At 47.1% G+C, this 22,003-nt stretch carries 22 protein-coding genes and 2 pseudogenes; 11 read left to right on the top strand and 13 right to left on the bottom strand.

Annotated elements, in window-relative coordinates; genetic code table 11:
* Positions 1 to 2: 2 nt before the first annotated feature.
* The 3 genes and pseudogenes from HGP31_RS23375 to HGP31_RS23365 form a co-directional block, all read right to left on the bottom strand.
* On the bottom strand, positions 3 to 629 hold the full coding sequence (locus HGP31_RS23375) for a response regulator transcription factor (RefSeq protein WP_020796810.1): 627 nt from the start codon (positions 627 to 629) through the stop codon (positions 3 to 5).
* A 237-nt stretch (positions 630 to 866) separates the two neighbouring features.
* Positions 867 to 1,256 carry a response regulator gene (locus HGP31_RS23370; protein WP_020796812.1) on the bottom strand — a complete coding sequence of 130 codons (390 nt, stop codon included), beginning with the start codon at positions 1,254 to 1,256 and terminating at the stop codon, positions 867 to 869.
* Between the two features lie 178 nt (positions 1,257 to 1,434).
* Positions 1,435 to 2,148, bottom strand: a pseudogene (locus HGP31_RS23365) (deoxyguanosinetriphosphate triphosphohydrolase); the annotation flags it as partial.
* A gap of 513 nt (positions 2,149 to 2,661) precedes the next feature.
* Here HGP31_RS23365 and HGP31_RS23360 point away from each other — a divergent pair.
* Together HGP31_RS23360 and HGP31_RS23355 are read left to right on the top strand one after the other, a co-directional pair.
* Positions 2,662 to 3,477, top strand: a complete 816-nt coding sequence (locus HGP31_RS23360) for a Hachiman antiphage defense system protein HamA (RefSeq protein WP_168758766.1) — start codon at positions 2,662 to 2,664, stop codon at positions 3,475 to 3,477.
* Positions 3,467 to 6,616 (top strand): DEAD/DEAH box helicase, encoded by a 3,150-nt coding sequence (locus HGP31_RS23355; protein ID WP_168758765.1) that lies wholly within the window; start codon positions 3,467 to 3,469, stop codon positions 6,614 to 6,616. Before HGP31_RS23360 ends, HGP31_RS23355 begins: the two co-directional genes overlap by 11 nt.
* Positions 6,617 to 6,746: 130 nt before the next feature.
* Here HGP31_RS23355 and HGP31_RS23350 read toward each other — a convergent pair whose 3' ends face one another.
* Entirely contained in the window at positions 6,747 to 8,435 is a 1,689-nt protein-coding gene (locus tag HGP31_RS23350; protein WP_168758764.1) for an LA2681 family HEPN domain-containing protein, read from the bottom strand.
* A gap of 244 nt (positions 8,436 to 8,679) precedes the next feature.
* On the opposite strand from HGP31_RS23350, the gene HGP31_RS23345 reads away from it, so the two are divergent.
* The 4 genes from HGP31_RS23345 to HGP31_RS23330 all read left to right on the top strand — a co-directional run bounded on the left by HGP31_RS23345 (position 8,680) and on the right by HGP31_RS23330 (position 12,077).
* Positions 8,680 to 10,041 (top strand): deoxyguanosinetriphosphate triphosphohydrolase, encoded by a 1,362-nt coding sequence (locus HGP31_RS23345; RefSeq protein WP_240963505.1) that lies wholly within the window; start codon positions 8,680 to 8,682, stop codon positions 10,039 to 10,041.
* 263 nt (positions 10,042 to 10,304) lie between these two features.
* Positions 10,305 to 10,850, top strand: coding sequence for a hypothetical protein (locus tag HGP31_RS23340; protein ID WP_168758763.1), 546 nt, complete (start codon positions 10,305 to 10,307; stop codon positions 10,848 to 10,850).
* Between the two features lie 60 nt (positions 10,851 to 10,910).
* Positions 10,911 to 11,456: a hypothetical protein gene (locus HGP31_RS23335; protein WP_168758762.1), complete on the top strand. Its 546-nt coding sequence runs from the start codon at positions 10,911 to 10,913 to the stop codon at positions 11,454 to 11,456.
* 30 nt (positions 11,457 to 11,486) lie between these two features.
* Complete coding sequence (locus tag HGP31_RS23330; RefSeq protein WP_168758761.1) at positions 11,487 to 12,077, top strand: hypothetical protein; 591 nt, start codon at positions 11,487 to 11,489, stop codon at positions 12,075 to 12,077.
* Between the two features lie 226 nt (positions 12,078 to 12,303).
* On the opposite strand, the gene HGP31_RS23325 is transcribed toward HGP31_RS23330, so the two are convergent.
* From HGP31_RS23325 to HGP31_RS23290, 8 genes and pseudogenes are all read right to left on the bottom strand, one after another.
* A complete protein-coding gene (locus tag HGP31_RS23325; protein ID WP_168758760.1) occupies positions 12,304 to 12,450 on the bottom strand; it encodes a hypothetical protein in 147 nt (48 codons plus the stop codon).
* 351 nt (positions 12,451 to 12,801) lie between these two features.
* Positions 12,802 to 13,509: a hypothetical protein gene (locus HGP31_RS23320; protein WP_168758759.1), complete on the bottom strand. Its 708-nt coding sequence runs from the start codon at positions 13,507 to 13,509 to the stop codon at positions 12,802 to 12,804.
* Positions 13,510 to 13,522: 13 nt separating this feature from the next.
* The gene (locus HGP31_RS23315; protein ID WP_168758758.1) at positions 13,523 to 14,230 is read right to left on the bottom strand and encodes a hypothetical protein; all 708 of its coding nucleotides are present in this window, start codon (positions 14,228 to 14,230) and stop codon (positions 13,523 to 13,525) included.
* A gap of 687 nt (positions 14,231 to 14,917) precedes the next feature.
* Positions 14,918 to 15,547 (bottom strand): annotated as a pseudogene (dgt, locus tag HGP31_RS23310) (dGTP triphosphohydrolase); the annotation flags it as partial.
* A gap of 68 nt (positions 15,548 to 15,615) precedes the next feature.
* The gene (locus tag HGP31_RS23305; protein WP_168758757.1) at positions 15,616 to 16,779 is read right to left on the bottom strand and encodes an EAL domain-containing protein; all 1,164 of its coding nucleotides are present in this window, start codon (positions 16,777 to 16,779) and stop codon (positions 15,616 to 15,618) included.
* Positions 16,780 to 16,908: 129 nt separating this feature from the next.
* Positions 16,909 to 17,253 carry a hypothetical protein gene (locus HGP31_RS23300; RefSeq protein ID WP_020796815.1) on the bottom strand — a complete coding sequence of 115 codons (345 nt, stop codon included), beginning with the start codon at positions 17,251 to 17,253 and terminating at the stop codon, positions 16,909 to 16,911.
* On the bottom strand, positions 17,250 to 17,639 hold the full coding sequence (locus tag HGP31_RS23295; RefSeq protein ID WP_020796816.1) for a phage holin family protein: 390 nt from the start codon (positions 17,637 to 17,639) through the stop codon (positions 17,250 to 17,252). The genes HGP31_RS23300 and HGP31_RS23295 overlap by 4 nt, the downstream gene beginning before the upstream one ends.
* Position 17,640: 1 nt before the next feature.
* Positions 17,641 to 17,955, bottom strand: coding sequence for an ElaB/YgaM/YqjD family protein (locus HGP31_RS23290; RefSeq protein WP_008055105.1), 315 nt, complete (start codon positions 17,953 to 17,955; stop codon positions 17,641 to 17,643).
* 318 nt (positions 17,956 to 18,273) lie between these two features.
* On the opposite strand from HGP31_RS23290, the gene HGP31_RS23285 reads away from it, so the two are divergent.
* The 5 genes from HGP31_RS23285 (at position 18,274) to HGP31_RS23265 (ending at position 21,645) form a co-directional block, all read left to right on the top strand.
* Positions 18,274 to 19,482, top strand: a complete 1,209-nt coding sequence (locus tag HGP31_RS23285; RefSeq protein WP_020796817.1) for an ammonium transporter — start codon at positions 18,274 to 18,276, stop codon at positions 19,480 to 19,482.
* Between the two features lie 73 nt (positions 19,483 to 19,555).
* Positions 19,556 to 19,792, top strand: a complete 237-nt coding sequence (locus HGP31_RS23280) for a glutaredoxin family protein (RefSeq protein ID WP_020796819.1) — start codon at positions 19,556 to 19,558, stop codon at positions 19,790 to 19,792.
* A 156-nt stretch (positions 19,793 to 19,948) separates the two neighbouring features.
* Complete coding sequence (locus HGP31_RS23275) at positions 19,949 to 20,266, top strand: hypothetical protein (protein ID WP_020796820.1); 318 nt, start codon at positions 19,949 to 19,951, stop codon at positions 20,264 to 20,266.
* Between the two features lie 71 nt (positions 20,267 to 20,337).
* Positions 20,338 to 21,228 (top strand): pseudouridine synthase, encoded by an 891-nt coding sequence (locus HGP31_RS23270; RefSeq protein ID WP_033044817.1) that lies wholly within the window; start codon positions 20,338 to 20,340, stop codon positions 21,226 to 21,228.
* Positions 21,229 to 21,366: 138 nt separating this feature from the next.
* Positions 21,367 to 21,645, top strand: a complete 279-nt coding sequence (locus HGP31_RS23265; RefSeq protein WP_020796822.1) for a hypothetical protein — start codon at positions 21,367 to 21,369, stop codon at positions 21,643 to 21,645.
* A gap of 77 nt (positions 21,646 to 21,722) precedes the next feature.
* Here the strand turns inward: HGP31_RS23265 and HGP31_RS23260 are convergent, their stop codons facing one another.
* A complete protein-coding gene (locus HGP31_RS23260) occupies positions 21,723 to 21,944 on the bottom strand; it encodes a YgdI/YgdR family lipoprotein (RefSeq protein ID WP_020796823.1) in 222 nt (73 codons plus the stop codon).
* Positions 21,945 to 22,003: the final 59 nt, after the last annotated feature.

The raw sequence follows: 22,003 nt of genomic DNA, 5'->3' as shown, positions 1-22,003 counted from the left end.
CCTCACACTAACGAGTTACGTTTTGCCATCTCGATGAGTTCAACCAGTGATTTGGCCTTGAGTTTTTGCATGAGTCGTTTTTTATAAGTGCTGACCGTTTTGTTGCTGAGGAACATGCCCTTGGCGATTTCCTTGTTATTGCGACCTTGTGCAAAAAGTTGCATGACCATGAGCTCCCTGTCATTGACTGACTTGAACAGTTCGAGTTCTGCGCACCGCGCTTCGTCACCACGGGTAGGGTTCAAGGCTTCACTGGGAAAATAGTTATAACCTGACAGTACCGCTTTAATGGCGCTCACCAGTTCGCTCAGTTCTTCCTGTTTACAAACATATCCCGAGGCGCCGGATTGCATGCAGCGTATGCCGAACAGTGTCGGGCATTGCGCGGTCAATATCAGGATTCTCGGGGGTGTATGCATGGCGTTGAAACGGGTCAGCACTTCAAGGCCATCCAGTTTGGGAATGCTGATGTCGAGAATGACCAGGTCGGGCATGCATTCACGCACCATCTGCATGGCATCGACACCATTATCGGTTTCACCGACGACTTTGAAGCCCTCGTGCTCAAGCAACATGCGAACGGCAAGGCGGATGACAGGGTGATCGTCGACGATAAAAACGGAGTTCATAATCAAATCCCATGCGAGCTCAGATAAAGCGCGCACCTTAGCTCAGATAGTTGAGGTGCCGTATGAACTGACGGGTCCGTCATGGCAATATAGGAAAGTTCCTACACGCGAAAAAGAAATAACTTACGTGTCAACTGGTTTTTGGTGCGGTTGGCGCAATTAGTGTTGCTGTTTAATTATGGCGATCAGACGAAAATTTGCAGGTCACAGATTTTTCATCTGCGCCTGTTCGAAGGGTTATGGAATAAGTTTCAATAGGTGTCTCAGTTCGCATTGTTTCAAAGGTTTTATCAAGCAGCCAAGTAATGGCAATCCATTGAGGAATGCCATCCTTTCAAGTTCGCTCAGTTCGGTAGATGTCAGGCTACTTAAAAGTATTGCCTGCTTGATCATTCCCTGATGACTGGCAATTTTTATCAGGTCAATACCGGATACTTCGGGTAGGCACTGATCGCATAACAAAATATCGAACGGCTGTTCTGCCCTGAGCATGTGTTGCAATGCGCCCGTGGCACAGTCACTGGTGGTTAAATGAATGAAGCCGTAACTCTCAAGCAGGCATTGAGTAGCCTTGAGCTGAAATGGGTGATCTTCCACCAGCATGATGCGCAGACTGTCGTCCATCATATTATTCACGCTTCTTCTATCGGAACCGATAGGCGTGATTGTTTCCTGTCAAAACCGCACGTTCGATCAGTGCACTCGACAGATGCTGTAGGGGAATTCGGTATTCATTGAAAGTTTTTTGACCTTCAGGACTGAACGGCCATTACCGGAGGGGTAATAGCCGATCGATCAATAGTTGTCAGTGGCTGGAGCGTCCCGTCATTTCGAGAGCCATATGGCTGGCGTAACTATCGGTCATGCCAGCGATGAAATCGATCATGCGCAGGAACGAGTTGTGCAGTGGGCCGTTCGGATCGGGCGCATTGTTGCCCAGCAGGTCGAGGACCCGTCGGCTTTTGAAGGACGGCGTTCGACCATTGTGTTGCTCCAGTGCGGCACCGCAGAAAGCGTTGAGCAGAATTTCCAGGGTGGTGTAGGCACCGATTTCGTGCAGCGTCTTGCGTTTGTCCTGGAAGATTTTCTGCCGAGCCATGTCCTTTGCATTGAGGACGCAGCGTTTGGCCGGACCGTGCATATGCTCCACCAGGTCGCCAGGCAGGGAGCCGGCCAACAGTGCATCCTGTTGCTCGACAAAGGCGCGGGCCGCTGCGTTGGTCAGGTGCTCGATGGCCTTGCCCCGCAGGATCGCCAGTTTGCGTCGCCGCGAATCGTTCGGGCCAAGCAGGCGATAGGTTTGCGGTAAATCGTCGCCCACCAGATCCAGTAACAGGGACTCGACTTCGGCGTACTCCAGTAACTCCATTTCCAGGCCGTCTTCGAGGTCGATCAACGCATAGCAGATGTCATCCGCAGCTTCCATCAGGTACACCAACGGGTGGCGTGCCCAGCGCTGCTCTTCAAGCTGCGGCAGGCCCAGTTTTTGCGCGATCTGCTCGAGCAGCGGCAGCTCGCTACAGGCAATTTAGCAACCAAACTGAAAAGTTGCTATCTAGTTGATTTATATGGATAAAATTTTAAATTAAAGGGTTTTCTTTCAAAGTGCTGCACCACATGCATGGGCTGCGTCAGCGGTAGGGAACCTTTCGAGCTCTGAGTAGAACGTAGCTTCAAGTAATGAGGCTTCTTGATAAGGATAGACATGCCAAGGGGCAGCAATGGCACCTTAGGTCTATAGGGTCGATGAACACGAGATGCGTGTTAGGTCGCCTATAGCAACACAACCCCCCCCCAGAAAGGGTGCTCTGCAGAATTTCATCTTTCGGGTCGAGCACAAAGCGGCCAAATGGGTGGCTAATCGACATCAGTGCAGAAATCATATAGGGTTTAATTTTTGAGAGTTTTCTCGCCTAGTAATGGAGTACTGCATGTTTAAAAGCAAATCAAGCATATTGGAAGTCTTGAGTATTGAATTGCATTCAATTAGCACGCGTCGAAAATTATCAAGAAATCAGAAGGTCATGTAGGTATGGCAGTTACTCCAGCTTACCTTAATTGGCTGCAAGATACTGGTGTCGCACTGAAAACAAAGGACGGTGCTCCTGTAAAAGTATTTGAGCTAATACACGAGCCGGATCAGGCTATATTGTCAGAGTGGGCTAAACACTTCAGGAGCCAGTACTGTAGTGATTTGGATATTGACTTTCTAAGAGAATTCACAGGAAAAACTAGAGCCGAGTATTTGAATGATTTAAAGTTTCCAACAAAAACAGGAGGGTTTGGACCCGGTACTAGATCAGGTGACTTCGCTGAAATACTGGTTTCGGATTATCTTGAATTTATTTCAGGGTATTGGGTTCCTAGAACGAGGTACGATAGAAAAACTATCAGAAATGAATCTACTAAGGGCTCTGATGTCCTCGGATTCAAAATGCTGTCACCAACCGATTCTCCTGATGATTGCTTGGCTATGTATGAAGTTAAGGCTCAGCTTTCCGGAAAAAAAGCCAATGAGAGATTGCAGGTGGCGATAGATGACTCCGGTAAAGATAATGTTAGGAAGGCAGAGTCACTAAATGCCATAAGGCAGCGGTTTTATGAGGCTGGAAGCATTCAAGATGCACAAAAAATAGGTCGATTTCAAAATCCAGTTGATAGGCCTTATAAAGATGTTTATGGGGCAGTTGCTCTTTACGAAGATGGAATATATGAACCGTTAGAGGCTTCTAGCTCAGATGCAACTGGCCATCCTAGTAAGAATTCGCTAGCTCTTATTATCATAAAGGGCAAAGATTTTATGGAGCTTGTTCATAGCCTATATAAGCGAGCAGCCGATGAAGCCTGAAAGAGCGTCGCGTGTTTTGCTGGGTGTGACTCGTTCAAAAGCTAAAATGTACGAGTATAATGTTCCGCCCGAACATCACATTGATATTAATAGTGATCCTTCAAAGTTGCTGATACTCTCCATCGCCACTCTTGGCGAGGTATGCTTAGCCGTTAATGCTACAGATACACCAGCCGAGCGGTTAGCTGAGTTGAAAGCCGACCTGCAATTTTCCGCTCAGTTCTTCGATTCATACCTCCAATCAAAACTAGATGTTGAAATCGATCCTTATTTGATTTTGCTGGCGTCGGCATCGTACTACTTATGTGATTTGCCCGGTAGCTCAACTGTTTTAATAAGAAAGTTATCACCGGATTGCCCCTATCTGGAGGCGTCGCATTTAGAAGACCTGTTGCACTGGTTGTTGGTAGGCGATTTTTCCATTTATTTTACTGATGCTAGAGAGAAGTACAGGTCTAGTATTATTGGGATTTCGCAGAAGCTTTCGGCTTATTACAGTACTGGAGATGGCGTCTCCGGTGTTGAGATGGAGTTGGTTGCTCTTAGAGATAAAGCTTATGATATAGGTTCAGATAGAGAGCTATTATTTGCAGATGTGATTTGTGCAATAGTTAAGTTCAGGCTAAAAAACTCCTCTTGGATTTTGTTACCTCGGTTCTCCGGCTTGCCAAAAGAAAGTTGGAGTGGCTACCTTGCTAAAGACGATGCGATAAAAGAGCTATGGCCCTCCCAGCGTTTGCTGGGGGAGGAAGGGGTGCTTAAGGACTCGTCAGCAGTAATTCAGATGCCTACCAGTGCAGGAAAAACAAAGTCAATCGAACTAATTATCCGCAGTGCATTTCTATCGGCGAGAGCAAATCTGGTAATTGTGGTCGCTCCATTCAAAGCACTTTGTCAAGAAATTAGGAGTGATCTTTCCAGAAGCTTTGACGGTGAAGTCGTCAGTATTGATGGTGTATCCGATGTCCCGCAGATGGATTTTTCTGAATTTGATCTTGATGGCTTTTTAGATCTTGATTTTAGCTCATTAGAAACGGACAGCATATTAGTTCTCACTCCCGAAAAATTGATGTATATACTGCGTCAAACTCCAGAGCTGGCAGAGCAGATCGGGGTTGTTATTTATGATGAGGGTCATCAATTTGACAGCGGCCCTAGAGGTGTTACTTATGAGCTTTTGCTTTCATCTCTAAAGTCTTTAATCCCTAAAGATGCCCAGACTATACTTATATCTGCAGTTATTAACAACTCGCATGCTATAGGCAGTTGGCTTAATGGCGATGACGGAATAAATGCCAATGGTGCAAGCATACTTTCAACGTATAGAACAGTGGCGTTTGCAAGTTGGAAAGACTCACTGGGTAGACTTGAATTTGTAGAGCAAAATAACACTGATGAAAAAACCTTTTTTGTTCCGAGAGTAATTGAGAAATATCAGCTTTCACTCAATTCAAGAGAGCGAGCTGATAGATTTTTTCCGGACAAGGCTGATGGAAAGAGCATTGCGATATACCTAGGTTTGAAATTGGTGCCTAATGGTAGCGTAGCAATATTTTGCGGTGTAAAAGCAGCTGTCTTAACCCTTGCGAAAGTGGCAGTTGATATTTACTTGAGGAGTCTACCAATTCCAAAGCCAAGTGAATATTCAGATAAGGTTGAGGTAGAGAAATTACTGAACCTACACAAAGTTCATTTAGGTAAGGATAGTGAAACGACAAAATGTTCTGCCTTAGGTATTTACTCTCACAGCAGTAATACACCGCAAGGGTTGAGAGTTGCGATAGAATATGCGATGCAGAAGAGTCTGATAAAATTTGTTATTTGCACTTCTACTCTCGCACAAGGCGTTAATCTCCCAATAAGGTATCTGCTGATAACGAGTATTTATCAAGCGGGTAAGCCTATAAAGGTTAGGGATTTTCATAACCTAATCGGTAGAGCTGGTCGTTCTGGTATGTATACCGAAGGTAGTATAATTTTTGCCGACCCTGATATTTTTGATATGAAGTCCTCTGATAAGGGGCGTTGGAAATGGGCTGAATTCAAGAGGGTTCTTAATTTTGAGAATTCGGAGCCATGTACTAGTAGCATATTGAATATATTGGAACCTTTTAAAAGTGTTGATGGGAAGCATTCCTTTACTCTTGATCCGATAGAGTACTTGGAAAGATACCTTGATTCCCCATCTGAGTTAGTTAAGCAATTGGTAGATGCGGCTAATTTTGGCAGTCATTTAAAATTCACTGTCGAAAGTGTTCTCGACCAATCCGAGCAAAAAGCTAATATCATCGCCTCGATAGAAGGTTATTTATTGGCTCACTGGGATGATACTAAGGAGGCTTTTGGAGAAAACGGTGCGGTCCATCTGGCTCAACAAACCTTGGCTTATAATCTTAGCAGCGAAATAGATAAAAAGACGATACTCTCTGTATTTGATTTGATTGCAAAAAACATTGAAAAAAAATGTCCATTAGAAGTTGAGCGGCGAGCATTTGGCAAGACGCTCTTTGGTTTAACTCAAGCCCAAGAAATAAAGGACTGGCTAACATCTAATATTCATTTGCTCGAGCGATGTACCAGTGAATCTGAGGCTTTAGATCTCTTGTGGCCTTTTGTTTATTCGCAATCGAATAGCAAAAGTATTCGTAAGATTGAGTCAAGTGATAATTTGAGGTCTTTAGTGTCGGAGTGGATAAAAGGCATCCCTTACCATGAGTTAAGAACGCACTTAGTAAAAGCAGGATCTAAACTTATTTGGGGGAGCAAAAGGCGAGAACTTTCAAATGAGCATGTCATCGAGGCTTGCGAGTCTGGAGTTGCGTACGATGGGACTTTGCTTTTGGGCTCTGTGATTGAATTATTAAAGTTAATAAAGCCAGACGTCAATCAGCAGCTAATAGATAATCTATCGAACTTACAGAAAAAGCTCCGGTATGGACTACCCTCCGTAGATGCTATTCAGTTGTACGAAATGGGTGTCACGGATCGTCATGTTTCTCAGGTTTTATCGAATGCTCTAGTTCAGTCCAACGACTCAATCAATATTCGAATTAAAAACTCTGAAGAGATTTTGATCAACTGTGTAAAGGATTTCCCATTGTACTATCAGGATTTTATAGAAAGGACTCTTTCTAGCTGATTATTCTATTCACAATCAACAAGGCAAAAATATGTCAGGCACGCTAGTGCCTGATGCTAGCCTTGCCGCTTTACTTTGTGAACATAAAAAGAAGGAAATATGCGGTCCTAGTTTCTGGGTAAAGCCAAACTTAGCGGTATGGAACCTCTCTAGATGCGATTAGGGTGTCGTCATCAGGTAGCGATTTTTCTTGGTGGTGAATGGACAAAGCGAGGTACATCATTGCCGTTTTGGACATCTTGAATAGGTCCATGATCTGCTGCTCAAGGTCTTCGATTGATATGGCTTCGCCATACGACTGGAGCCGCTTTTTTTCCTCTATAAACTCAACCAGTTCTTTGTGTTCTCCGCTCTCAGGATCCAACTCTCTCAGCTTTATTTTAGCTGCCTTTAGTGTGTTTTCCGGGTTGTAAGGTCTCTGGGATAGTTCATATCCGAATGAGTCAACTATTTTCAGCGATTTATGCTCAAGAGCATTCCGTATTTTATTTACAACGTTTGCTCTTGGGTAGTTAACATCGGCTAGGAAAAGGTTAGCGTTAGGGTCTTTATTGGTAGTGCTATTTTTTTCGCCAGTATCATGTATGTCTTGGCTCAGAAAATAAAGTGCTCTCAAATATGGGTTTTTGACTTCACTTAACCAAATAGCGGGTTTCTGGTTAGAAGAAAATATGCTGTTTATGTTGACTTTGTGTTCGGGTATTTCACTTTCTGAGACTTTAAAGAATTTATAGATGAAGTAAGCGATTTTGTCTTGTATGGAGTAAAGGCAGCGAAGAGCTGTTCTGTAGTGATTGGTCTTTAAGTCGTAGAAGGTCGAATCGTAGCTTTCGACCTGTAAGGTTGTCGAATTATACATGTGCTCAGTTTCGATTGGGATTTGTAAGGCGGTATGTAATAGATATCTAGCATATTTATAGGTGTCTTTTATCTCTTCAAAGTGAGAGTGGTATGCAAGCTCTTCACTGGGGAGTAATAAGTGATTTATTTTTCCACTAAATGAAGGTAAGTAAAGACAATCTTCGTATGCGTATTCCTCTGTGATGACATTGTTTGTGAAATTCAGGAATAGTTTATTCTTCCCCACCCAGTCAAGGTATGATTTATGCTTTCTGTTCATAAAGTTTTCTTTGTAAGTGTCTGAGTGGTCGGAATCTAGATATTGAGGGTATTGGGCTTCAAACCATTTGCAGTAATGATTGAGGCGGTGATTTAGCTGCTCAAATAAGTCCTGTTCTCCCTGAGTGCTCACGCTTTCTGACAGTTTTGCTTTTTTAGAAAGCCTATATGATTGTTTGTAAAAGAAGAATCTTGAGTTTTCATCATATATGCTCTCGCTGGCTTCTATCAGGCATCGGGCCTTGGTGGTGAGGCCGAAAGCATTTTTTTCATCAATAGCCAAATCATAAAATTCTAAGGCTTCAAGATGCCGATGTTGCTCGCTCAGATAATTTGCAAGATTTATACTTATTTTTGAGCGTAGGTGTGCAGTGCTAAAGTGGGCAAGTCCTTTACGGCTCTCAAAGCTATAGTATTTATCTTTCTGACTGCTCAGTTCATGTAAGGCTTTTCGCAAATAATAGATTGCTCTTTTTATGTGGGGCGAACTCCACTCGTCCGCGATTATAGCTCTGTATGCTGAGTAGTATCCCGTGCCGACTGTGTAATAAAGTTGAGCTGTCAGAAATTTAGTTTCACCTTTCTTTTTTTGGACTATCTGGCAGTAGTTTATGAGATTGGTGCTTGAGGTTTCTATCAGTAAATCCATTTTTTGACTGATTTTATCTATTTCTTGATTGTTGAGAGCTTTATCAGTCATGTATTTTTACCTGCGAAGATCTGGGGAGTTTTCGATATTCAAACTATATCTCGTCCTGAAGGCTTGGGTAAAGTAGTGTGCTGGATGTGGCGTTAATTTTTAGTGTTTCGGGATGCTAGCTTGGCTTCAATCATTAGCTCTTAATAACTGTTTAGTGCGTGTGCATGTTTGTGTGGATTTTTATTGAAAATATCTATGTCTGAGCTATATTTATATGCTTTGCTTATGTGTTGAAGGTAGTGATATGGCTAGTATGAGTTGGGATAAGCTGCTGAATAATACCCGTCTTGGCGGTCGGCCTCCAAAATCTGAGCTAGGTCGTTCGCCTTTCCACTCAGATCATGACAAGGTTATCTTCTCTGGGGCTTTTAGACGCCTTGCAAGAAAAACGCAGGTTCATCCACTTGCCACTAATGACCACGTTCATAATCGCCTCACGCACAGCTTAGAAGTCGCTTGTGTTGGTCGGACGCTTGGTGTGAGGGTAGGCCAAGAGCTTCTGAATGAACGCCTTATCCCTGAGCAGCATTCAGCTTCTGATATTGGTGATATCGTCCAAACCGCTTGTCTCGCTCATGATATTGGCAACCCGCCCTTTGGGCACACAGGTGAAGAGGCTATACGTCACTGGTTCTCCAATGATGTCGGGGCAAAGATAATTGAGCGGCTTCCATTCAATGAAGCTGCTGACTTGCGTAGGTTTGAAGGTAATGCCCAAGGGTTTAGGGTTTTAACTACCTCAGAGTATCATCCCTATGAAGGGGGAATGCGTCTGACCTATGCGTCACTTGGAGCTTTTATTAAGTATCCTTGGTTGGCAGGGGATGCTCTGAACATGCAAAGGCCGATTCAGAATAAATACGGTATTTACTGCTCTGAGTTAGGTTTGTTTAGTGAAGTGGCTGATGCTACTGGTTTGTTAAAGCTGGGGGATGGTTGGCGGTGTCGCCATCCACTGGCTAATTTGATGGAAGTCTCTGATGACTTCTGCTATGCCATTCTTGATTTAGAGGATGGTGTAGAGATGGGTATCCTTGACTGGGATAAAGTCTTTGAAATTTTATGCCTTGTCCTTAGCGACTACCAGAAGGATCAGCTTGTCAAAGAAATTCAAGGCATGAAAGTTGGCCGTAGGCTCTCTATGGTTCGTGGGAAAGTTATTTCAGCTTTTGTAGATGCTGGAGCGACGGCCTTCATGAATAACCATAATGAAATTATGACAGGCAAGGTGTTAGGTATCTTAGACCTTTGCGATAAGAACGTGCGTGAATGTGTATCAGCCGCCAAGGGGCTTGCTCGTGATGAAATTTTCCAACATCCCCGTAAGGTTGAGCTAGAGATTGGTGCATACAGCACCATTTCGACTTTGCTGAATGTGAGCTGCTCGGCTGCCTTGGATTACGTCAGAAAAGGTGGTGCTGATGACTCAAAGACCAGAAGGGTGGTTGACCTCCTTGGACTAGACCTCGCCCCGCTCGATAATTCCAGCGGTCTGTCTAAGGAGTACGGAATCATTATGCAGGTGCTCGACTATGTGAGTGGCATGACCGATAACTATGCGATGCATCTTGCACGACAGTTTAATGGGATGGGCATTGATAGATAGTAATTGAACCGGCACGAATAACGTCCACAATGATTTTCATCCATTGATATGATTTGCGTATGGTCCTGTCCTTGCGATTAATATTCATAAGGTCAAGTCTTAACGATGTATGATTTATGCGTGTTTCCGTGGTAACTAAACAGTTATTGGTTTTGTGCGATTTTTAAATGAGGTGGATTTTACTATCGCTACCTTTGTGATAGCATTCTGCCTTGATGTTGATAGGTTGGTGCATGTAATTAAACTGAATGGATAAGAAAAAAATGGATAAGATATTAGGAATTTTATTGGCGTCGTTGATTACCGTTTACTCTTTCGCTGTATCAGCGGAAACCTTTGAGCATGTCGAGCTTGATAAGGATAGAAGAAGCGTTGAGTACTCTGGTCCTATCAATAAAACAATCAACGCTATTAAAGAGCGGAAATGGCTGGGTCAAACCAAGGATATGAATGGTGGGGTTGTATTCACCCCTTATGTGAATCCCCAGTTTGGTAAGAATAATACTGAATCCGGTGGTGCCATCATGGTGACTGCTACATTCTATCTATATGACCAACCTGTCAAAGAGGCATTGATGGTTGCACGTCAAAGTCAGATTCCCGGTTTTGTAGAGTTTTATGGCTACGATTCAAGAGAGCTTCAAATGCACATAAGAATGATTGATGGTGACACGTTCCAATCTTTCGCAAGTGATACGCAATATCGCTCTCCTGAAAAGCTGAATACTTACAAGAAGGTTGAGTACTTCAATAAGAGTCAATATAAAAGCCAATTGAAAACCCCAGAAGAAAGTGGGACTTGGTATTAGTTAATTTAAATAAAAAAGGCTATTCCGGTAGTTTTTTAAGGGTTGAATTGAGGGGGGCAGATGAAAAAAAATATCAGCTTGGCGTTTGCAGTAGTGCTAGCCACTACGTCTATGGTTGTTAGTGCGGAAGTTTTTAATCATGTTGATTTGGACAAGGATAGACGAAGTGTTGAGTACTCTGGCCCTATCAATAAGACGATCAACGCTATTAAAGAACGTAAATGGCTAGGTCAAACCAAGGACATGGATGGTGGGGTTGTATTCACCCCTTATGTGAACCCCCAGTTTGGTAAGAATAATACTGAATCCGGTGGTGCCATTATGGTGACTGCTACATTCTATCTATATGACGAACCAGTCAAAGAAGCGTTGATGGTTGCACGTCAAAGTCAAATTCCCGGTTTTGTTGAATTTTATGGCTACGATTCCAGAGAGCTTCAAATGCATGTAAGAGTGATTGATGGTGATACGTTCCAATCTTTCGCAAGTGATACGCAATATCGGTCTCCTGAAAAGCTGAACACTTATAAGAAGGTTGAACAGTTTAATAAAAGCAGCTACAAAAGTGAAATGAAAAGTGCGAGTGATAGCGGAATGGTTTTCTAGGTTTAATAGTAATTAAGAAAGGCTATTGATATGGCTTTTGCAAAAAATAATAGGCCGGAGAGGGATAGGGAAAAAATGGATAATATTAAAAGCTTTGTGCTTGCATCGTTGATTGCCGCTTTTTCGTTCGCAGCATCAGCGGAAACCTTTGAACACGTCGAGCTTGATAAAGACAGAAGAAGCGTTGAGTATTCTGGTCCTATCAATAAGACAATCAATGCTATTAAAGAACGTAAATGGCTAGGTCAAACCAAGGACATGGATGGTGGGGTTGTATTCACCCCTTATGTGAACCCCCAGTTTGGTAAGAATAATACTGAATCCGGTGGTGCCATCATGGTAACTGCTACATTCTATCTATATGACCAGCCAGTCAAAGAAGCGTTGATGGTTGCACGTCAAAGTGAAATCCCCGGTTTTGTTGAGTTTTATGGCTACGATTCAAGAGAACTTCAAATGCACATAAGAATGATTGACGGTGACACATTCCAATCTTTCGCAAGCGATACGCAATATCGCTCTCCTGAAATGCTGAATACTTACAAAAAAGTCGAAAGCTTTAGTAAGAGTAATTATAAGAGCGAATTGAAGTCTGCGTTAGATGATGGCACTGTTTTTTGAAAGGGTATAAGCGATAATAAAAAATATATCAGTGTTTTTGTTGGTTTTAGGTCAGTGAAGATACAGTTGGATACATTGCTATCATTGTTAGTGATTATCAGGCCAGCCTTTCAAGCTGGCCTGTTTTATATCGTTTCTACTTTGAGCTTTCTGTCGTGAGTATATATTTAATTTTATTTTGTTAGTGCGTTTTCCACTAAAAAGGCCACTTACGTGGCCTTGTGTATCACAAGTCAGCTTTTAGTTTTTCAAATTCATTTTTTATTTCGCCAAGAATTAACTTGCGTCCCGCGTTAGCTTTGGAGTTCCCGATAATGGCAGAGATGGAAACATTATTCAAAATATAAATTTCCGCAGCAGTAGTGGCGAGCATGCCCAAAAACACTCATTCAACTGTTAGTTTACTTCGATTTTCACCCGTCGCTCACGTCATTGTCTACACCCAGCAGACGCCATATCGCCCCCCCACAGCCCCGGGTAGATCTTACCCAAATCGCTTCCATTACTTTCACCGCATGGTAAATTAAATACAAATAACAACCAAAAAATCATGTATATGGACTAATCACAATGGATGCTTATTGGAATAGAACAAAATTCTATATTGGACAACCAAAGAGTTTTCCTAAGGATTGATTATGTTATGCAAGGTTCCGTCAGTGGTGGGGCGTTATGTAGATCATAAATTTTTATTTATAAACAAAAAGGAGCCTAGGCTCCTTTTTTATAGATTATTAAAATGTTCTAAACTTTTATTTCTTTTTATTTTAAAATAGCAAATTCCACCAACAAAAACGGCGAATGATAGTGACCCTGTTGTTATTGTTGACGATTGAATCAATGAGTACGATTTAGCGAGAGAACTAGCACCGAACGCCATGAAACTCGTTTTAATTTGAATTAACATAACCAAACCTATTGCTATTTGAAATATTAATGCTGGGTAATTGCTATAATCCTTTTTTATTTCTTTGGCCCAATCTTTAACAAATAAAAAATTGGTGACTAATGACATTATTGGGACCATATACATAATAAATATTAATAAACCTGTAGCAATCTGTTTTGCTGTAAATTCAGATGTTTTTGTTTCTAATAAAGTATAATTTTTCTCACCTTCTTTCTTTTCTCCACTCAATTCATTTTTTGAAAACGCAACAATATCATCGCCTTCGACACCTATATATAAAGGTTTATCGTCGATTTCTATATCATGTACCGTCTTCATAGCAAAAAGCTTACCAGTTTCAATGTCTTTAAGATCATATTGATACAAGGTGTAGCCATCTGCAACTTGTCCATTTATTTGTTTATTTTGTGTATAGTGTTTATGGCCGTATTTTCCGTTATGCCTGTCAACATTACGAGTTACACCGTCTTTAATGTTGTGAGCTTTTTTGTTTCTAGTTTCACATTTATATATTTTAAACATGACTTTCTACTTTTTAGGATTTCAGCATTTTTTTTAGCTTTGAGATATATAAAAATTTACTTTTTATCTCTCGCAAATCATGTAATAAAATCGCACATACAAAAAGACAGCCAGCTATTAATGAATATATAACTGTCTGAAAAAAAGCTGGACCACCAAACTTATAAAAGTTGTATGAAGAATAAATTTGAACAGCCATAATTACTAATGCAAAAATGCTGACTATGTATGTGTTTTTGTATCCACCATCTACAAATTTTTTTTCAGGCTTTAATGCTTGCAGTGCAAAAAACGGTGAGAAGAAAGGAATTGCGTGGACAATAAATGACCATTGATAATAACTAAATGGACTAAATTTATGATTTTTAATTAGAGAAACAGGATCGGCATTAGCGTAAGGTTGATAAGCTATTATTGTGTCGTTTTTATCAACACATACCTTAATTGTATCACCCACTTCTGGCAAGAAGTCATCTCTTAACACTACCAATGAATATGTTTTATTTCCTTTATCTATCGCTTCAATTTTAATCACTGTATAGTTATCATATGATGTCGATGTGGAATGTATCGTTGTTGTATCCTTTTTACGTTGTCTTTCACTTTTTAAAAGGTCACCACTATTATACTCATAGGTAGATACTGAGTTATGAGTTTGACTTTCATTTCTCATGTGAGTATTTTTGTTTGTTATTGTAACTTCTAAAATTTTTTCATTCATAACAATCTCCATATCAACAATTTAAAATCCTGACGAATCGACACTCTACACACACCAATAGCAAAACCATTCAAGCTCTTGATTTGAATATTTTTAGCACTGCACAAATATTCAGACTTCGGCCTAACACAAGTCAATGCATTAAGCTAAACCCAATTCCAGTAAGTGCTGTTCCCACTACATACTCATGCCTATTCCTTAGCTTCTTCAGTACAAAAGCAACACACAATTAAAGCGTCGATTTTTTACCTCAACCCTCTACCCTCAAATCGTCATTTTTGAGGTCCAATAGCTCTAGGCTTAAGGCTGGCATAATGCTACCATCTGTCAAGGTGAGAATCCTACCATGTCCTCGAATCTATGATTGGGGTAACGCAGATCCCTAACTCGTTTTACTGCCTAGCGTTACAGCTAGCTTGGGAGCATGCAGCAATTGCTCCACAGGCAATAGCAGCTTTGCCGAGGCGGTAGAGTCAGTACTTTTGCTTCATTGGTGGCTCTAGTCTTTGCTAGCACCTAGCCATATCGGGCTGTCCACGGAGTGAGTTTTGCGGTTATAGTAAGAATCGTGAAACCCAAGCTTTATTCCAGTAAGGCATAGTCTTGCAGACGGATATTCCAAAATATTCGGACTTATAACTTCTTGGCTGTTGACATTGCAATAATGTCATTTATGGCTGCAAGGCCTAAGTACAGTTCGCTCTGGTAGCACCCGAACTTGTGCTTCTTGTACCCCAGGGAGTCGGCATGCCTGGCTGTCCATGGGTATTTCAGGTAAGTGCCCAAGGTGGCATAGGTCAGCCGGGTTCCGCCGTCGAACTGGTGATATTCAAGCTGGGTCAGTACCCGAAAGCCTTGGGCGTTACCTTCGAAATTGAGGAAGTCATTGCGCTGCGCTTCACTCATCGCATCCAGCCAGCCCCGTCCAGCGGCTTGCTGGAACCAATGCCGAATCGCGTCTTCGCCGGAATGGCCGAAGGGTGGATTGCCGATGTCATGGGCCAGGCAGGCCGATTGGACCACCATTCCCAGATCACTGGGCTCACACCAGTCGGGCAGGGCGCTACGGATGCTTTCACCGACGCGCATGCCCAATGAACGGCCTACACAGCTGACTTCCAGCGAGTGGGTCAGGCGCGTGTGTATATGGTCGTTGCTGTGGACCGGATGAACTTGAGTCTTGCGTCCGAGACGGCGGAACGCCCCCGAGAAAATGATGCGGTCGTGGTCTTTGTGAAAAGGACTGCGGCCCACTTCTTCCGGGCTGTACAGGGGCTTTCCGAGGCGTTCGCGGGTAAGCAGGGTAGGCCAATCCAAGGCTGGTTCGCTCCGTCAGGTGACTGATTGGCTAGCTTCCCGGTTCGCGTCGTTACCTGCAAGTGTCACTACAGCCCCACGGCATCGATATCGATGAGCAGCAGGCGTTCGCCGTTGTCGAAAAATTGCCCGGCGGTGAGGCAGTACTGATTGCTGGTGGCGTCGCGATACGTATTGGAAAGGGTCAGCTGACACTCGTCCCAACCCTGCGCCAGCAGGTGATAGAAATACGGACGCCACGACCAGTTATGGCCCAGATAGCGGTTGTCGGCGACCCACTCGCTATTGCGCCACTCCAGGTTGGGCGTCATCTGCGTACCGTGACGGTCGCACTGGTAGAAGCGCAGTAGCCAGGGAAAGGCCTCCAGTTGTGGCAGGGCACTCAGTGGCGCCCTGGCCTGTGCCCAGGCCTGCAGGATCGCCATCAGCTCACTGAGTTGCTGGCGCAAGAGCTTCAGGCGAACGCGCTCGGCCAGCTTTTGCTGCACATAGCGCTGGCGCAGATGCGCAAAGCGCTCGACGAAGGCGTCAGCGGCAAAGAAATCCGCTTGTGCCCCGGCAAACAGAAACCCCTGGACGTAACGTGAGCCGCACTCCAGGGCAAAATTCAGTTGCGCTTCTGTTTCCACGCCTTCGGCAATGATCCAGCAACCGGTTTTTTCCGCCATTTGTGCAAGGGCCTTGACCACATCGCTGCTGGGCCCGCCCAGAGCCGCCGCCTGGAACAGGCGCATATCGAGTTTTAGGATGTCCGGTTGCAGCGCCAGAACCCGATCGAGCTGAGAGTACCCGGCGCCGAAATCATCGATGGCAATCCGTGCGCCGGCTTGCCGATAGCGGGCCACCACATGAGCCAGGCGCTGGACATCACCACCCAGTTCGGTGATTTCGAAAACGATGCGCTGCGGATCGACGCCATGCTTTTGCAGCTGGCCTAGGCTCGGCAACGGTTGGTCCGGGCGTAGGCGGCTGATCCAGAGCGGAGAAATGTTCAGGCTGAGAAACCAGTCGCTGGGTGCTTCATGCAGGCGGCTCAGCGCGTTATCGCGTAGCTGGCGGTCCAGCCGACGCAGGGCAACGGCGTTGGTTCTGGGATCAGCGAACAGCGGCCCGACCGAAACCAGTTGGCCGTCGGCCCGGCGCAGTCGGCCCAATGCCTCCACGCCGGCGATACCGCCGGTGGCGGTATCGATGAACGGCTGAAAGCAGGCGAGCGGTTGCCCGTCGATCACAAGGCCTCCTTGATGGATCTTGTTTTTGGATAAAGCCCGGGTCACCGGATAGGCGCGCAGGATTGAACCCCTCGATGGAGAGGTTCGATCCCGTGGGTACTGCAAGAATGTAGCCAGATACTGACAGGGTCAGTGTTTGCGCGAAGAACCTTGCAAGACCAGTTTGACCAGAGGCCCCAGAGTGGTGCCCAGGCGGACCAGTCGGGCCAGGCTACCCACGCCGTTGCCCTTCCTGGCGCCCTTGCCGCTCAGAAACCCCAGCAGGGTGACAGCGGCCACGCCCCACAGCGGGGCATGCTTGATGCCGAACCCGTCTTGCAGGCTTTGGGTCATTCCACGTACCCGCTGCAGGGGTTGCAGTAGTTGCGCGGATTCGTGACGGATCTCCTGGCGATGCATTTCCATGCGCAGGCGTATCAGTGCCTTGCGCATTTCCGTGCGCGAGCTGTTTCGAGGCAGTTCAGGCAGGTTCATGGCAGCAGGCGCTCCCGATCATTGGCCAGCTCTTCCAGCGTGCCATGGAACGGCGAGGACTCATCGAAGATCGCCGCTCTCAGGCGCATGCCGCAGAAGACGCATGCCAGGGTGTAGAACACGCAAAGCGCGATGATGGCAGGCAAGCGGTAAGTGTCCCAAAACAGGATCAGCACCAGGGTCGACAATCCCACCAGCAACAGCAAGGCAAACACCAGCGCCAGGCCTGCAAACAGCAACAGGCTCACGGTGCGGGCTTTTTGTTCCTGCAGTTCGATGCCGAACAATTCGACATGGCTGTGCAGCAGTCCAAGGAAAGCGGCACCCAGGCGCCGCGGTGAGGAACTTGGGCCTGTCCCGGACGAGCCGGATTCATCGATGGCCATATCAGCGCCGAGTAGCTAGCAAGCCAATCAGGAAGCCCACGCCGGCCGCGATTCCGACCGATTGCCATGGGTTGGCCTGGACATAGTCCTCGGTAGCGGTCACGGCAGCCTTGCCGCGTTCGCGCAGGGAGTCTTCGGTCAGCTTCAGGGTTTCACGTGCACGCAGCAGACTGTCGTGGATCTGGTCGCGCAATTCATCGGCCTGGTCACCGGCCAGGGAGGCGGTGTGCTCCAGCAACCGTTCGGTATCGCTGACCAGTGTCTGAAAATCGCTCATCAAAATTTCTTGAGCAGTCTTTGCCTTGATGCTGGCCATTGGTGATCTCCATAAGTGGCGTCTGAATCGTTCGAGTATGAGCCTTATGCGAAGGTTCAGTACAAATGACTGGTACAACTTTTGCTGTGTCGTGGTGCGTCAGCCCGCGCTGTTGCGCTGTTGCTGGGCAAGATTCCCGTAAAACCTTAACTCAAACAATCGAAACCCGCGCGAATGTCCCGGTCGTGATTGGCCTTGATGAACCCTGTGCTCCAAAACGGTTCATTGGGAGAGACTTGTTGAAGTCTCAACTTGGTGCATGGATTGCCCGCGCGAACTGCTTTGGTGCTTTTTTCAGCCTTAAGGTCTGCCAAATCCATGGAAAATCTGCAAAGCGCTGTGGACACCCTGGTCCATAGCTCCAATACGTTGTTCATCCTGATCGGCGCGGTCATGGTACTGGCCATGCATGCCGGGTTCGCCTTTCTTGAAGTCGGGACGGTTCGGCAAAAAAACCAGGTCAACGCCTTGTCGAAGATTCTCAGCGACTTCGCTGTTTCGACCCTGGCCTACTTCTTTATAGGCTATTGGATTTCCTACGGGGTCACTTTCATGCAACCGGCGGCAGTGATCAATGCCGATCACGGCTACGGCCTGGTGAAGTTTTTCTTCCTGCTGACCTTTGCCGCGGCGATCCCGGCAATCATTTCCGGTGGCATCGCCGAACGTGCCCGGTTCGTTCCGCAGTTGTGCGCGACGGCGTTGATCGTGGCATTCATCTACCCCTTCTTCGAAGGCATTATCTGGAACGGCAACCTGGGTCTGCAGGCCTGGCTGCTGGAGCACTTGGGCGCCAGCTTCCACGATTTTGCCGGTTCCGTGGTGGTGCACGCCATGGGCGGTTGGCTGGCGCTTGCAGCAGTGCTGTTGTTAGGGCCACGCAATGGGCGTTATCGCGAAGGGAAGCTGGTGGCGTTCGCGCCGTCGAGCATCCCGTTTCTGGCATTGGGCTCGTGGATTCTCATCGTTGGCTGGTTCGGTTTCAACGTGATGAGCGCGCAAACCCTGCAAGGGGTCAGCGGGCTGGTAGCGGTGAACTCGCTGATGGCCATGGTCGGCGGTACGGTGGCGGCGCTGATCGTTGGGCGCAACGACCCGGGCTTTCTGCACAACGGTCCACTGGCCGGCCTGGTGGCGATCTGTGCCGGCTCCGACCTGATGCACCCGGTGGGTGCGCTGGCCACCGGTGCCATCGCCGGGGCGCTGTTTGTCTGGTGCTTTACGGCCGCGCAAGGCAAATGGCATATCGATGACGTGCTGGGCGTCTGGCCGCTGCATGGTCTGTGTGGCGCCTGGGGCGGGATTGCCTGCGGCATTTTTGGCCAGGCGGCCCTGGGTGGCTTGGGCGGTGTGAGCCTGCTCAGCCAGTTGATCGGCACCGCGCTGGGTGTGATGGTGGCGCTGGCCGGTGGCTTTGCAGTGTATGGCGTGATCAAGGCGTTCCATGGTTTGCGCCTGAGCCAGGAAGAAGAGTATTACGGCGCGGACTTGTCGGTGCACAAGATCGGCGCCGTCAGCCAGGATTAACCGTGGATTCATTGGCTCGACGGCATTTCGGGGCAGGCCTAGAATAGGCTCTTAATTTTTTGGTAGAGCGCTCATGCTTCCTGAATGTCAGCTGTTCGGCACGCTTGGGTGCCATCTCTGCGAGGTGGCCGAAGCCATGTTGATGGATTTTGTCGAGCATGGCTTGCTAGTGGAGCTGGTGGACATCGCTGAAGACGAAACATGGTTCCAGGCCTACAGCCTGCGCATTCCGGTATTGCGTCGGGTCGACACTGGCTCGGAACTGGGTTGGCCCTTCAGTCCCGACGAAGTGGTTGCCTTCTTGCGTTAATGATTTTGTTCCGCCCGTCGAACTTCAGGATCGATCCCCTTGGCTTAATTGGCGCGATTCGGATACTGTATGCGCATACAGTTATTCGGATTGTTGCCTTGTCTGCGCTGATTTTCGGCTTTGAGCGGGGCAAATCCGGGCGTGAGAGGGTCAGTCGTGGTCAATGTCGAACAATTGAAGAGCAGCGTTAACCGCATGTCGGTGGATGTAGTACGCGAAGCCGTCGCCGAATTGCGTCTGGACGGCTTGGTGACGGAGGGCAAGACACCCTTCAACAAGCTGCATTTCAATACCTGTTTCGCTGAAATCGAAGCCTTGTTTCAGCGTGCAGGCTACCACCGGCAGCTGGATGTCGTGGGCTATCAGGGGTTGTTGTATGCACTGTATGACCCGGGTCGCTGGGAGGCGGTCGACGTGTTGCGCTGGCTCAAGGAGTACACCGAGGCAGCCGGGCGTGCGCAGATACCGGCTTGAGGATTCTGCGCTAGGTTCGCTTGCGTTGCTGTTGGATAATGCCGCTCTGCATTCAAGGTAAGAGCTTTTGTATGTCCACTTCATCTTTTTCTGCTGCACACAGCCAGGCCAGCACGTTGTACTTGCCGCCTGGCCCGTGGCAGACCGTTTTCGATTGCCTGTGCGAGCACTTCAGCGCCATCGGTCGTGAACAGTGGCTGGACAGAATCGCTCGCGGCCGCGTTCTCGATGGGCAGGGTGCGCCCATTGCCCTGGACCTGCCTTACAAGGAAGGCCTGCGGATTCACTATTTTCGCGAAGTGCCGGATGAAAAATCGATCCCCGTGGTCGAGTCGATCCTGTACGCGGACGAGCATCTGGTCGTGGCAGACAAGCCTCATTTCCTGCCCGTGACCCCGGCGGGAGAGTACGTTGAGCAGACCCTGTTGCGCCGTCTTATCCGTCGACTGGATAACCCGCACCTTGTGCCCTTGCATCGCATCGACCGGCATACGGCGGGGCTTGTGCTGTTTTCAGCCAACCCGCAAAGCCGATCGGCGTATCAATCGTTGTTTCCAACCCGAAAAATTGAAAAGCGCTACGAAGCTATTGCCCGGGCATTGCCTGAATTGACGTTCCCCCTGGTGCACAAGAGCCGGCTCATTGATGGCGAGCCTTTCTTTCGCATGCAGGAAGGTCCGGGCGCGAGCAACACCGAAACGGCTGTCGAAGTCCGGGAGAAGAACGGTGATCTCTGGCGTTATGGACTTTATCCGGTAACGGGCAAGAAGCATCAGTTGCGGGTGCACATGACAGCGTTGGGCGCGAGCATCTGCAACGATCCGTTTTATCCCCAGGTGCTCAAGGATGTGCAGGATGACTACGCCAACCCGCTGAAGCTGCTGGCCCAGGGGCTGAAATTTGTAGACCCGGTGTCCGGCGAGAACAGGGAATTCGAGAGCGCAATCACACTGCAATGGTGAGCAAGGGCGTCAAAAAAATCGAATTTGTGCGCAGCGCTACAGTCTTTTGATCAGGCGCCACGCATGTGGCGTCCGATGAACTTGGCGCCGCCGCAGGGTTATCAGGCGCGCCGAGACCTCCCAAGCAAGGAGATTTTCATGAAACGCACTGTTTTCGCTGGAATGTTGATTTGCGCCGCCATGTTGTCCTCTTCCGTCTATGCCGCAGACAACGATCTGTGCACCATCAAGCTGCAGGAACTCAAGGACAAGGTCACCAGCCTGCCTGCCACGTCCGAAAACACCACCATGGAAATCAAGCGGATGCAGGCCAGCGCTGAAGCGGCCCGGGCTGCCAAGGATGACAAGAAATGCATCACCGAAGCCACCCAGGCGCTGGCACGGGTGGATAAACTGAACAACGAGCCGAACCCGTAGCACCGGGTTTTCGGTTGCATACAAAAATGCCCCGACAAGTCGGGGCATTTTCATGTATCCGGTAGTCACCGCGAAAATTACAACTCTTTGACGGTACGAACCTGATCCTTGTTGATGCGGTTTTGCTTGCCATCCAGTTGTTCGAATTCGTAGAAGCCCGAATCCTTGTCATAGCTTGGCGTATCGACGGCCTGGATTTCGCGACCGTCATTCAAGGTGATCACGGTAGGCGATGCGCAACCGGCGAGGGTAGCGAGGCCCAGTGCGAGCATGAAAGTGGCCAGGGTCCGTTGAGTCATGGAAGTGTCTCCGAAAATGAATTCTTTTGGTTGCTGGGGTTGAGACGTAAACAGCGCGT

It is taken from the genome of Pseudomonas umsongensis, assembly GCF_012647205.1.
GTDB lineage: Bacteria > Pseudomonadota > Gammaproteobacteria > Pseudomonadales > Pseudomonadaceae > Aquipseudomonas > Aquipseudomonas umsongensis.
This window is presented reverse-complemented; position numbering and strand designations above follow the sequence as displayed.